The 12086-nt window shown below is 71.5% G+C and carries 13 protein-coding genes; 6 read left to right on the forward strand and 7 right to left on the reverse strand.

Annotated elements, in window-relative coordinates; translation table 11 throughout:
- Window positions 1–35: 35 nt before the first annotated feature.
- On the forward strand, window positions 36–2123 hold the full coding sequence (locus G3T37_RS09570; protein ID WP_163473417.1) for an SGNH hydrolase domain-containing protein: 2088 nt from the start codon (window positions 36–38) through the stop codon (window positions 2121–2123).
- A gap of 10 nt (window positions 2124–2133) precedes the next feature.
- On the forward strand, window positions 2134–2430 hold the full coding sequence (locus G3T37_RS09575; protein WP_163473418.1) for a DUF1905 domain-containing protein: 297 nt from the start codon (window positions 2134–2136) through the stop codon (window positions 2428–2430).
- Window positions 2431–2443: 13 nt separating this feature from the next.
- Here the strand turns inward: G3T37_RS09575 and G3T37_RS09580 are convergent, their stop codons facing one another.
- Window positions 2444–3184: an alpha/beta fold hydrolase gene (locus G3T37_RS09580; RefSeq protein WP_241732291.1), complete on the reverse strand. Its 741-nt coding sequence runs from the start codon at window positions 3182–3184 to the stop codon at window positions 2444–2446.
- 90 nt (window positions 3185–3274) lie between these two features.
- Between G3T37_RS09580 and G3T37_RS09585 the strand changes: the two genes are divergently transcribed.
- The 4 genes from G3T37_RS09585 to G3T37_RS09600 all read left to right on the forward strand — a co-directional run bounded on the left by G3T37_RS09585 (window position 3275) and on the right by G3T37_RS09600 (window position 7798).
- On the forward strand, window positions 3275–4339 hold the full coding sequence (locus G3T37_RS09585; RefSeq protein WP_163473419.1) for a DNA glycosylase AlkZ-like family protein: 1065 nt from the start codon (window positions 3275–3277) through the stop codon (window positions 4337–4339).
- 37 nt (window positions 4340–4376) lie between these two features.
- Window positions 4377–4874 (forward strand): SRPBCC family protein, encoded by a 498-nt coding sequence (locus G3T37_RS09590; RefSeq protein WP_163473421.1) that lies wholly within the window; start codon window positions 4377–4379, stop codon window positions 4872–4874.
- Between the two features lie 71 nt (window positions 4875–4945).
- The gene (acs, locus tag G3T37_RS09595; RefSeq protein WP_163473423.1) at window positions 4946–6949 is read left to right on the forward strand and encodes an acetate--CoA ligase; all 2004 of its coding nucleotides are present in this window, start codon (window positions 4946–4948) and stop codon (window positions 6947–6949) included.
- A 9-nt stretch (window positions 6950–6958) separates the two neighbouring features.
- Entirely contained in the window at window positions 6959–7798 is an 840-nt protein-coding gene (locus G3T37_RS09600; protein ID WP_163473424.1) for an aldo/keto reductase, read from the forward strand.
- 72 nt (window positions 7799–7870) lie between these two features.
- Here G3T37_RS09600 and G3T37_RS09605 read toward each other — a convergent pair whose 3' ends face one another.
- The 6 genes from G3T37_RS09605 to G3T37_RS09630 form a co-directional block, all read right to left on the reverse strand.
- Entirely contained in the window at window positions 7871–8332 is a 462-nt protein-coding gene (locus G3T37_RS09605; RefSeq protein ID WP_163473426.1) for a hypothetical protein, read from the reverse strand.
- Window positions 8329–9762 carry a serine hydrolase domain-containing protein gene (locus tag G3T37_RS09610; protein WP_338401232.1) on the reverse strand — a complete coding sequence of 478 codons (1434 nt, stop codon included), beginning with the start codon at window positions 9760–9762 and terminating at the stop codon, window positions 8329–8331. The genes G3T37_RS09605 and G3T37_RS09610 overlap by 4 nt, the downstream gene beginning before the upstream one ends.
- Before the next feature lie 135 nt (window positions 9763–9897).
- Entirely contained in the window at window positions 9898–10317 is a 420-nt protein-coding gene (locus G3T37_RS09615; protein ID WP_163473430.1) for an Hsp20/alpha crystallin family protein, read from the reverse strand.
- Between the two features lie 155 nt (window positions 10318–10472).
- The gene (locus G3T37_RS09620; protein ID WP_163473432.1) at window positions 10473–10787 is read right to left on the reverse strand and encodes a hypothetical protein; all 315 of its coding nucleotides are present in this window, start codon (window positions 10785–10787) and stop codon (window positions 10473–10475) included.
- Window positions 10784–11437, reverse strand: coding sequence for an Asp23/Gls24 family envelope stress response protein (locus tag G3T37_RS09625; protein WP_163473433.1), 654 nt, complete (start codon window positions 11435–11437; stop codon window positions 10784–10786). Before G3T37_RS09625 ends, G3T37_RS09620 begins: the two co-directional genes overlap by 4 nt.
- On the reverse strand, window positions 11434–11982 hold the full coding sequence (locus tag G3T37_RS09630) for an RNA polymerase sigma factor (protein ID WP_163473435.1): 549 nt from the start codon (window positions 11980–11982) through the stop codon (window positions 11434–11436). The genes G3T37_RS09625 and G3T37_RS09630 overlap by 4 nt, the downstream gene beginning before the upstream one ends.
- Window positions 11983–12086: the final 104 nt, after the last annotated feature.

The following is a 12086-nucleotide window of genomic DNA, read 5'->3' on the forward strand; positions in this document are numbered from 1 at the left end:
CCGTCGCCGCGATTGATAGGCTCGCTCCGCGTGCCGTGTCCGGTCGCACGCGGCAGGGAACGGGTGAGGTGGCGAAGCAGACCTTCCGGCCGGAGATCCAGGCGCTGCGAGCCGTCGCCGTGCTCGCCGTCGTGGTGTTCCACCTGCGGGCCACCGCGCTCCCCGGGGGCTATGTCGGCGTCGACGTGTTCTTCGTCATCTCGGGGTTCCTCATCACCTCGCACCTCGTCGGCGAGCTTCGTGAGACGGGTCGGATCCGCTTCGCGCGGTTCTACGCGCGTCGCATCCGACGACTTCTGCCGGCGGCGCTGACGGTCCTCGCCGCGTGCCTCGTCGCGACGGCTCTGTGGATTCCGGCCACCGAGATCCGTCAGAACCTCTCCGAGATCACGGCGAGCGCGCTGTACGCGGAGAACTGGGTGCTCGCCGCGAACTCGGTCGACTACCTCTCCACCGCGACAGCGCACTCGCTCGCGCAGCACTACTGGTCGCTCTCGGTCGAGGAGCAGTTCTATCTCGTCTGGCCGCTGCTGCTGCTCGTTGCCTGGGCGATCGGCACTCGACTTTCCCGCTTGCCGCGCCGTGCGCTGCCCGCCCTGCTCCTCGGCCTGCTGTTCGTCGTGTCGCTCTGGACCTCGGTCGCCTGGACCGCGGCCGATCCCGCTCCCGCCTACTTCGTCACGCCGACGCGCGCGTGGGAGTTCGCCGCGGGCGGCCTGCTCGCGCTCGTCCCCGCGGCGTGGATGACCGCCCCCGGCCGCACCCCCGCCCGGGCCCGCGCCGCCGCCGCTTGGATCGGCGTCCTCCTGATCGCCTGGGTGTCGGTCGCGTACTCCGCGGCGACCCCGTTTCCGGGCTCCGCCGCGGTCGTTCCCGTGGCGGGGGCGCTTCTCGTGATCGCGGCGGGGTCGAGCGGATCCCGCGCGTCGCTCGACGGCGTGTTCCGGCTGTGGCCGGTGCAGAGGCTCGGCGCGCTCTCCTACGGGATCTATCTGTGGCACTGGCCGCTGGTCGTGCTGTATCCCCTCATCGCGGGCCGCCCGATCAGCCTCGGGGCGGCCGCCCTCCTCCTCGCGGCGTCGATCGTGCTCGCCGAACTGACGATGCGGTTCATCGAGCGTCCGATCCAGCGCGGCGCGTTCTGGACCGGCCGCCGCTGGCCGAGTTTCGCGTTCGCCGCCGTGGCGATGGCGATCGTGGTGGCCGCGGCCGGGGTGCAGGCGGCCTCGGTGCGCACCACCTCGCCGCTCGTGGTGTCGCGGTATCTCGCGGCGGGCGGGTCGTGCGTGGGCGCGGCGGCGATGGATCCGAGTCACCGGTGCGCGGACATCCATCGGGTGACGGCGACGGTCGCGCCCGAGCTGGCCCCGGCGGCGCGCGGGGATCGCACGGGGTGCAATCAGGTGCGCCATGTCGCGGCGGTGTTGAGCTGCGTGCGGGGCGATCCCGCGACGGCGCGCGCCACGATCGCCCTCTTCGGGGATTCCCACGCCTCGCTGTGGCTCTGGCCGCTGGAGCGCGTGGCCGCGTCGCAGGGATGGGCGATCCGCACCTATCTGAAGGCGACCTGCCCCGGAGTGGTGCAGCTGCGCGCGCACGTCGCGGCCGACTGCAACGCCTGGACTCGTGCGGCGATCGCTCAGATCGCCCGGGATCCCACCATCACCACGATCGTCTACTCGATCAGCGCCCATCTGTATCGCACGGGTGGGACGCAATCCGCGCCGTCCCTTCGTGCCGCGGACGTTCGCGCCACCCTGGACCGGCTCCTGGCGACGGGGAAGCCGGTCGTGGTCATCCGAGATGTTCCCGGTACGGCGGGAGTCGACGCTCCGACGTGTCTGGAGACCGATCGGTCGCCCGACGATCCGTGCTGGACTTCTCGCTCCGCCGTGCTCAGCCGGGACGTGCTCCTGACGGCGGCCGAGAGCGAGGGCGCGCGCGTGAGCGTCGTCGACCTGAGCGACTTCTTTTGCGACGCGACGCGCTGCCACAGCGTGATCGGCGGGCTGAGCGTCTACGGCGACTCCGCGGGGCACGTGACCGTCGGCTACCTGCGCACCCTCGCGCCGTATCTCGGCCGCGCGCTCGTGCCTCTCGTCACCGTCCCCGGCAGTGGATAGCATCGCTCGCGTGGGAGATTCGTTCAGTTTCACCGCGCCCGTCTGGGAGTGGGCCGCGCGCGACAACTGGTTCTTCGTGCGGTTGCCCGACGACGTCTCCGAGCAGATCCGGGAGCTGCCGCTGCCGCCCGCGGGTTTCGGCTCGGTGAAGGTCGCGGCATCGGCGGGGATGACCCGCTGGAGCACCTCGATCTTCCCGGAGTCGCACGACGGCGCCTACGTGCTGCCGCTGAAGAAGGCGGTCCGCGTCGCCCGCGGGATCGAGCCCGGCGATCTCGTGACCGTCGAGATCGAGATCGTGGGCTGAGGCGCGCCGTCGATCACTCCGTGAGGAAGGCGACCGCCGCATCCCGGAACACCCGCGAGGTGGGCGCATTGAAGTGGTGGCGCCCGGGGATCTCGACGAATCGGCCGTGCGGCGAGGCCGCCGCGAGGGCGCGGGAGCCCTGGATGATGGGGTCGCGCTCGCCGGTCGCCACGAGGTAGGGCTGCGTGGGCGGGTGGGCCGCGTCCGGCCCCGGCCCGCCGCGCATGCCGTCGACGAGGGAGACGAGCGCCGACAGGTCGTTGCCCGGGATTCCCGCCGCCATCGTGAGGTACGCCAGGGTCACGCGCTCGGTCACGGGCGTGCCGTCGGCGATGTGGGCGCGTGCCTCGTCGAGCTGGAACGTCGTCAGGGTGTCGCCCTCGGGGATGCCGCCGAGCACCGCGGCGGCGACGCGCTCGGGCAGCTCGAGACAGGCCTGCCAGCTCACCCGTGCCCCGAGTGAGTACCCGACGAGCGCGACCTCACCGAGCATGTAGGCGTCGAGCACGGTGAGCAGGTCGTCGACGAGCCGGGCGAGCGAGTAGGCAGCGGGATCGTGCGGCTTGGCGCTCGCCCCGTGGCCGCGCTGGTCGAGCGCGACGACGTGGAACCCCGCGCGCGTGAGATCGCGCACCCAGCCCGAGGCATGCCAGTTGAGGAGCGCCCCGGAGGCGAAACCGTGCACGAGCACGACCGTCGGGGCATCCGGCTCACCCCACTCGTAGGTGGCGAGGGCGAGCCCGTCGGAGGTCATCACTCTGCGCGGTGGCGTCGCCTCGGGAAGCTGCACACTCCATTGCATCACGGATGCCCGAGCGTCGGTGGCACCGCCCATACTGGTCGGGTGGCCCCCTCGCTCAGCGCGCGTGACATCCTGCGCCTCCGCCTTCGCGCCCTGCTCGTCGAGCCCGCCGCGGGTGACCGGCCCACACCCGCGGGGGTCGTGGACCGCCTCCTCGCCGTGCAGGCGCAGGACTGGCAGAACGCGCTCTGGGCGGTCGGTCTGCGCGCACCTGGATCGACCCGCTCGGAGGTGCTGAGCGCGCTCGCCGGGGGCGAGATCGTGCGCACGCTCCCGATGCGCGGCACGCTCCATCTCATCGCGGCCCGCGATGCGGGGTGGATGCTCGACCTCACCGCCGAGCGAACCCTCGCCTCCGTGCGCACGCGCCTCGCTCAGCTGCAGATCGACGACGCGATGGTCGACCGAGCGAGCGACATCGTCACCGAGGCGCTCCGCGGCGGTGGTCGCCTCAGCCGCGCCGAGTTCGGCGCTCTGCTCGCCGAGCGCGGCATCCCGACCGACGGCCAGCGCGCCTACCACCTCATCTTCGTGCTCTGCCAGCGTCAGGTGCTCGTGTGGGGTCCGCCCGCCGCCAGCCAGCAGCACCTCGTGCTCTTCGACGAGTGGATCCCCGTGCCGCGCCGCCAGTCACGCGAGGAGTCCCTGCGCGAGCTCGCGCTCCGCTACGTGCAGGGCCACGGCCCGGTCACCGTGCGCGATCTCGCCTGGTGGGCGAAGCTCACCCTCGCCGATGCGCGCCTCGCGGTCGCACTCGCGGGCGACGGGCTGGAGGCGGCGGAGCACGAGGGGCAGGAGTACCTGCTGCCGGCGGGGGCGAGCGTGCGGTCATCCGCGGCCCAGGTGCACCTGCTGCCGGGCTTCGACGAGTTTCTGCTCGGCTACCAGGATCGCTCGCTCGCGCTCGCCGCGGAGCACGTGCAGCGCGTGATCCCCGGCGTGAACGGCATCTTCCAGCCGATCGTCGTCGCCGCAGACAGGGTGGCCGGGGTGTGGCGGCGCGGGGGCGAGACGGGCGTGGCGGCCGAACTGTTCGCCCCCAGCGCCGCGATCGAGGCGGGCGTCGGCCGGGCGGCGACGCGGTACGCCCGGTTCATGGCAGCCTGAATCCGACCGCGCGACCGGAGGGCTCCGAATCACCACCATGACAGCACACGGAAAGACGGCGACCGCGAGCCTCGTTGCCCGCGCCTCGCTCGCGCGCACCTGGGACATCGCGACGCCGCTGACCCCGGTGGGGTACTACCCGAAGAGCGGGCCGCTGCCCGCCGTGGTCGAGGTGCGCGATCAGACGGGTGCCTGGGATGCGCCGGGCCAGACGCGCCGGCTCCTCCTCTCCGACGGCGGCTGGGTCATCGAGCACACCGAGGTGGTCGACCGTCCGCACACCTTCGCCTACCGCTTGAGCGACTTCCAGAAGCTGTTCGGCGCGATCGTCGAGGGCGCCCGCGCGGAGTGGACCTTCAGCGAGGTCGCCGGGGGCACGCTCATCGACTGGAGCTACACCTTCCTGCCGCGCCGCGGCGCCGGACCGCTCGTCGGAGCGATCGTGCGCGTGCTCTGGGGGCCCTACATGCGGCGCGTGCTTCCCGGGATCGTGGCCGCGGTGGAGGACGGCGCCGGCGCGTATTACCCGCGGTGACGGCGGCGCCGGGCGCAGGCGCGGCTCCCGGATAGCGTGGGATGATCCCCGCCAGCCACCCCGCGAGAGCCATGCCCGACACCATCGAGAACCTCCTCACCGAATCCCGTCGCTACCCGGCGCCCGCCGAGTTCGCGGCCGCGGCGAACGTCGACGCGGGCTGGTACGAGCACGCCGCCGCCGACCCCGTGGCCTTCTGGGCGGAGCAGGCCGCACGCCTCGACTGGGCCGAGCCGTGGACGAGCGATCACCGCTGGCAGGCGGTCACCATCGCCGCCGACGGCTCTGCCTCGGTGCCGCACGCCGAGTGGTTCGCGGGCGGCCGGCTCAACGTGGCCGTCAACTGCGTCGACCGGCACGTCGCCGCGGGCCGCGGCGAGCGCATCGCCTTCCACTTCGAGGGGGAGCCGGGTGATCGCCGCAGCATCAGCTACCGCGAGCTGCAGGCGGAGGTCGCGCGCGCCGCGAACGCGCTGACGGCGCTGGGGGTGGGGCAGGGCGACCGCGTCGTGGTCTATCTGCCGGTCATCCCGGAGACCGTGATCGTCACGCTCGCCATCGCCCGGATCGGCGCGATCCACTCGCTCGTGTTCGGCGGGTTCTCGTCGGAGGCGCTGCGGTTCCGGGTGGAGGACACCGGGGCGAAGCTCGTGGTGACGACGGACGGGCAGTTCCGTCGCGGGGCCGCCGTCGCTGTGAAGGACGCCGTCGACGCCGCCGTCGAGGGCATCGCCTCGGTCGAGCACGTGCTCGTGGTGCGTCGCACAGGAAGCGCGGTGACACTGCGGGAGGGTCGTGACGTCTGGTGGCACGACATCGTCAGCACCGCCCCCGACACCCACGAGCCCGAGTACTTCGACGCCGAGAACCCCCTGTTCATCATCTACACCTCGGGCACCACGGGAAAGCCGAAGGGGCTCGTGCACAGCTCGGGCGGCTACCTCACCCACGCGTCCTGGAGCCACTGGGCGGTGTTCGACGCGAAAGACGACGACGTGTACTGGTGCACCGCCGACCTCGCCTGGGTGACCGCGCACAGCTACGTGCTCTACGGGCCGCTCTCCAACGGCACGACCTCGGTGATCTACGAGGGGACGCCGAACACCCCGACGCCCGAGCGGCACTTCGAGATCATCCAGCGGTACGGCGTGACCACGTACTACACCGCCCCCACGCTCGTGCGCACCCTCATGACCTGGTTTCCCGAGGGCGTGCCCGCGCGCCACGACCTGTCGACCATCCGCCTTCTCGGTTCGGTGGGCGAGGCGATCAACCCCGAGGCGTGGGTGTGGTTCCACGAGCACATCGGCGGCGGCCGCGCGCCGATCGTGGACACCTGGTGGCAGTCGGAGACCGGCGCGGCCGTGATGGCACCGCTGCCGGGCGTCTCGACGCTCAAGCCGGGCTCTGCGCTGCGCGCCCTGCCCGGGCTGTCGACGCTCGTGGTCGACGGGGAGGGGCGGCGGGTCGCCAACGGGGAGGGAGGCCTGCTCGTCGTCGAGGGCACCTGGCCGGGAATGGCCCGCACGGTGTGGGGCGATCCCGGGCGGTACCGCGATTCGTACTGGCTGCGCTTCGCCGAGCAGGGCTACTTCTTCTCGGGCGACGGCGCCAAGTACGACGACGAGGGCGACATCTGGCTGCTGGGGCGCGTCGACGACGTCATCAACGTCTCCGGGCACCGGCTCTCCACGATCGAGATCGAATCCGCGCTCGTGTCGCACCCCGAGGTCGGCGAGGCCGGCGTCGCGGGGGTGCGGGACGCGATCACGGGCGAGGCGATCGCGGCGTTCGTGATCCCGGCGGGCGAGCATCCGGCCACGGTGGAGGGCTGGGCCGCGCTGTCAGACGAGCTGGGCGAGCGGCTGCGCGCGCACGTCTCGGCCCAGATCGGGGCGGTCGCGAAGCCCAAGCACCTGCACCTCGTGCCGGATCTGCCCAAGACCCGGAGCGGCAAGATCATGCGCCGCCTGCTCGCCGACATCGTGGATGGGCGTCCCCTGGGCGACACCACCTCGCTGCAGGACGAGGCCGCGCCCTCCCGCATCGCGGAGATCGTCCGCGCGCAGGCGTAGCGTGGGGGTATGACCACTGTTCCCACCCTCACCCTCAACAACGGCGTCGAGATTCCGCAGCTCGGATTCGGCGTCTTCCAGATCCCGCCGGCCGACACGAAGAGCGCAACGCTCGAGGCTCTCGAGATCGGCTACCGCCACATCGACACCGCCGAGATGTACGGCAACGAGCGGGGGGTCGGCGAGGCGATCGCGGAGTCGGGAATCCCGCGCGATCAGGTGTTCGTCACGAGCAAGCTCAACAACGGCTTCCACGCTCGCGAGCACGCGCTCGCGGCCATCGACGGCACCCTCGAGGCGCTCGGCATGGAGCAGGTCGACCTGTTCCTGGTCCACTGGCCGCTGCCCGCGGTCGGCGACTTCGTCGAGACGTGGAGAGCGATGGAGGAGCTGCATGCGGCCGGCAAGGCGCGGGCGATCGGCGTCTCGAACTTCCAGCCCGCGCACATCCGCCGTCTGCTGGATCAGACCGACACCGTGCCGGCGGTCAACCAGATCGAGGTTCACCCCTACCTCACCCAGGATGACGTGCGCGGCTACAACTTCGAGAACGGCATCGTGACCGAGGCCTGGTCTCCCATCGCGCAGGGCGGCGTGCTGGGCGATCCCGTCATCACCGGCATCGCCGAGGCGGTCGGGAAGACCGCCGCTCAGGTGACCCTGCGCTGGCACATCCAGCGCGGCGATGTGGTGTTCCCCAAGTCGGTCACCCACTCGCGCATGGTGGAGAATTTCGAGCTCTTCGACTTCGAGCTCAGCAGCGAGCAGCTGGCGGCGATCACGGCGCTGAACCGGGGCGAGGACGGGCGCACCGGCCCGAACCCCGACGACTTCAACTGGATTCCCTGACGCCGCGCGCCGCGCCGCGAGCCGCCCGGTCTCACCCGGACGGGGCGGCGCGGCTCGTGCGCTCGGGAGCACTCAGCCGAGGGCGCCGATGAGCACCACGAGCAGGGTCGCGGTGACCGCGGCGACGAAGAAGACGAAGCCGGTCTTGAGCGCCCGCACGCGCGTGGTGGTGCGCGCCTGCTGGTACTCGTAGGCCTGCACCTTGGCCTCGAGGAGCATCCCCTCGATCGCGATGTCGGACTCGCGCGCCCCCAGCCACTTGTCTTTGAGCAGCCGCGGTTCGATCACCCGCAGGTCGGCCGGCCAGAGCGCGACCGCGGCGGCGACGACGGTGACGAGCGTGAACAGCAGCGGGAGCGTCGACAGCAGCCAGTCCACCTTCGGTGCGATGACGTTCGACCCGGCGAGCAGCCCCGCGGCGAGCACCAGGAAGGAGGCCTTGTTCTGCACCGAGGTCGCGCGGTCCTGTGCGGCGAGGCGCTGGGCATCCACCTCCGCGCCCAGCATCGCGAGACGATCACGACTGACTCTCATCTCTCCACCCTACCCGCCAGCTGCGCGATGTCCGGGCCGCGGAAGCTCACATTCTGGGTGAGGGTGAGGCTCGCCGAGTCACCGTCGACCACGATGTCGAGCGTCTGCAGGAACGGGGTCTCGACGAGGATCATCTGCCCGCGCCAGTGCGTGGGCGACAGCCACGCGGCGGCCGACTGGATGCGCACGCTCGCCAGTTCCGGAATGTCACGAACGGCGCCGTGCAGGGTCGTGGAGCCGGGCATCCAGACCCCCTCGCCGAAGGCCATCGTGCGGGTGCCGAAGCGCCCGTCGAAGCGGATGTGGTCGGCGTCGATCGTCACGTGCCGCACCTCCCACTCGTTCGGCTCGACCTCGACGCGCAGGGTCGCGGGTTCCGCGGGCGGCGGAGCGGGGATCGAGAGAGTCGAGAGCAGCGCGGTCAACTCGGCTGCGGTGCGGGTCGCGTCCGGGTCAGCGCCCTCGAAGGCCGGCAGCAGCGTCGACCAGGCGACCGCGAGCGCGGCCTGCATGTCTTCGTAGCCGCCAGTCAGCACGAGCACCGCGTCCTGCTCGGGCAGGACGACGCAGAACTGGCCGAAGGCGCCGTCCGCGCGGTAGGCGCCGTGGCGGCACTGCCAGAACTGGTAGCCGTAGCCCATCGACCAGTCGCTCTCGGTCGCACCGCCCGCGGGTGCGTTCGACACCACGGCCGAGGTCGCCGTCTCGATCCACTCGCGGGGGACCAGCTGACGGCCGTTCCACTCTCCGCGCTGCAGCAGGAACTGCCCGAAGCGAGCGAGGTCCTCCGTGGTGATGCTGAGACCCCACCCGCCGGTGTCGATTCCCTGCGGACTCTGCTGCCACTGGGCGCCGGCGATGCCGAGCGGCTCGAGCAGACGCGGGGTCAGGTAGTCGAGCATCCGCTCGCCCGTCACACGTTGCACGATCGCCGCGAGGAGGTAGCTCGCACCGCTGTTGTAGACGAACCGCGTGCCGGGCTCGTGCTCGACCGGGTGGTCGAGGATCGCCGCAGCCCAGCTGCGGTCACCCAGCCGCCAGACGGGCGGGAGGGACTCGGTGGCGTGGCCGGCCGTCATCGTGAGCAGGTCGCGGACGCGCATCGCGGCAAGGTGGGGGGAGGGCGCGGCCGGCGCATCGTCTCGAAGGAGTTCGATGACGCGGTCATCCACCGAGAGGCGCCCCTCGACGATGGCGAGGCCGACGGCCATGGCGGTGAAGCTCTTGCTCACCGAGAACATCATGTGGGGGAGGGTGGCGGCGTAGGGAGCCCACCAGCCTTCGGCGATCACGGTGCCGTGGCGCATCACCATGACGCTGTGCGGGTGCGCGACGGCCGCATCGAGGGCGGTGACGAACTCGGCGAGACCCCGGGCGGAGACGCCCTGGGAGTCGGGGGTGGATCGGGGGAGCGGAGTGGGAGAGTTCACCACTCCAGCAAACCACGGGAGCGATCGATCACGCGCCGGCATCCTTCCCGGCCGAGTGCTGCTCGCCCGGAGAGGCGAGCAGCACCTCCTCGACGTCGTTCGCGTCGCGGTGCAGGAGGATGCCGGCGCTGCGGATCAGGACTGGACCTGGACCCGCGGGGCGGTGATGGTGGAGCCGCTCGTGATCTCGATCTTGCGCGGCTTCGCCTTCTCGGCGACCGGGATGGTCACCGTGAGGACGCCCGCGTCGTATGTCGCGGTGATGTTGTCGCGGTCGACCCCGTTGCCGAGGGTCAGCTGGCGCAGGAAGGATCCGGCGTTGCGCTCGCGGGCGAGCCACTTGACGCCCTCGTGCGTGCCGGCGGTGCGCTCGGCGCGGATGGTGAGCAACTGCCCGTCGAGGTCGACGTCGACCGAGCCCGGGTCGATCCCCGGCAGATCGGCGCTGAGCACGTAGTGGTCTCCGTCACGGAACAGGTCGATCGGCATGCGCCGCGGACCCTGGTTGCCGACGACGCGGTCCAGTTCACGGAATGGGTCGAACATCATGGCCATTTACATCAACTCCTTCACGTCGGGCCGCCTCCTCGGCGGCTCACACGGTCATGGTCTCAAAGTTGAGTCGGAGTGACTCAAGTAGCTCAAGATTAGCACTCTGCACACGCGAGTGCCAAGTGTGCCGACACCGGTTCTCGCAGGGCGAACGGTGCTCAGTGCGCGACGCGACCCACGCGGACGTGCACCTCGGCGATCGGATGACCGCCCACGGCAGCACGGATCGCGTCAGAGACCCGGCGCGCGGTGAGGGGCGCCTGCCGGTCATCCGACACCCCCACGGACGCGAGGATGCGCAGGCCCTCCGAATCCTCGACCACCCGCACGAGCGCGATGCGCTCGGGCCCGCTCGCGAGACTGCGCACCGACCGCACGATCGTCGGGTCGGCCGAGAACACCGCCTCGACCCCCTCGACCTCGCCCACGACCTCGTCGAGGCGGAGAGCCAGTTCGTCGTGATCGGCGCTCATCGCTGCTCCTCCTCGTCGCGTGGGGCTGGGCCCGTGGTCGTCCCGTCGCCCGTGACGGCGCCAGGCGCGGGCTCGTCCGAGGGGAGCAGGTGCACGTCGGCGACCGTGACGTCGATGGCGCCCACCGCGAGCTCCGTGTGCTTCAGCAGTTCGGAGCGGACGCGCTCGCGGACGGCCTCGGCGAGCTCGCGGGCCGAGCGGCGCGGCACGATGCTGATAGTGACCGCCACCGCGACCTCCGCTCCCGGCTGTGTGACGTCGCCGTCGATCGCGACCGTGCCCACGAGGACGCCGTCGACCGAGTCGCCGGCAGCGCGCACGAGCTCGCGGACCGCGCCCTCCGTGATGGTCAGCCGCGTGGTGGGATCGGAGCTGCTGAACGGGATGTCGCGGCCCGCGCGCACCTCGCGCCCGACCGCGGAGAGCAGCCCCGCGAGCCACCCCTCGTCGATCGTGGGGTTCTCCGCCGCGTCGCGCGAGACGAGCTCGCGCGAGAGGCCCGCCACGCGGGACAGCGTCGCGAGCATCGCCTGGCACTCGGCGTTGTCGTCGATCGCCGGAATCGCCGGGCTCATTCCGCGGTCGAGGTAGTCACTGAGTTCGTCCAGGGTGTACCCGGAGCCGCCGATGTCGGCACTGCGCTCGGTCATCGCCACTCCTCCATCTCCCTGATCACCGTGACTCTCGCTCGGGCCAGTCTGCCCCTCACCACGGCGACCGTCAGCCCCAATTCCTCAGCGATCTCCTCGTAGGAGTACCCGCCGACCTCCTTGAGCAGCCAGCACTGGCGCTGGCCCTCCGGGAGGCTCGCGAGAACCCGGGCCAGCGCGTCGAGCCGAGACTGCGCCACGGCCCGCTCCTCGGGGGAGTTCGAGTCGTCGGAATCCGGCAGCTCCTCGTCGAGCTCGTCCGACGGTCGCCGGGCCCGGATGCGGTCCGTGGCCTTGCGCGACACGATGCTGAGCAGCCAGGAGCGCACCTTGCTCCGGTCGGCGAGCCCCGGAAGGGCGCGCCAGGCGGAGATGAGGGCCTCCTGCACCGCGTCGTCCGCGTCGGCGGAGGAGCCGGTCAACCGGATGGCGAAGGCGCGCAGGTAGGGACCGTGGCGTCGGGCGAGAACGGCGAAAGCCGCCGTGTCGCCGTCCGCGGCACGGCCCGCGAGGAGCTCGTCGGAGGCGGTGCCGAGGGTGGTCATCCGGCCCCTCGCGAAGAATCAGAAAAAAAAGTTGGACGACGACCGTGACGAAGTGGGCGGTCGCAGCGTCTCATCCCTGACAACGATACGTCAGGTGCCCACCG

The organism is Galbitalea soli (assembly GCF_010686725.1).
Classification (GTDB): domain Bacteria; phylum Actinomycetota; class Actinomycetes; order Actinomycetales; family Microbacteriaceae; genus Galbitalea; species Galbitalea soli.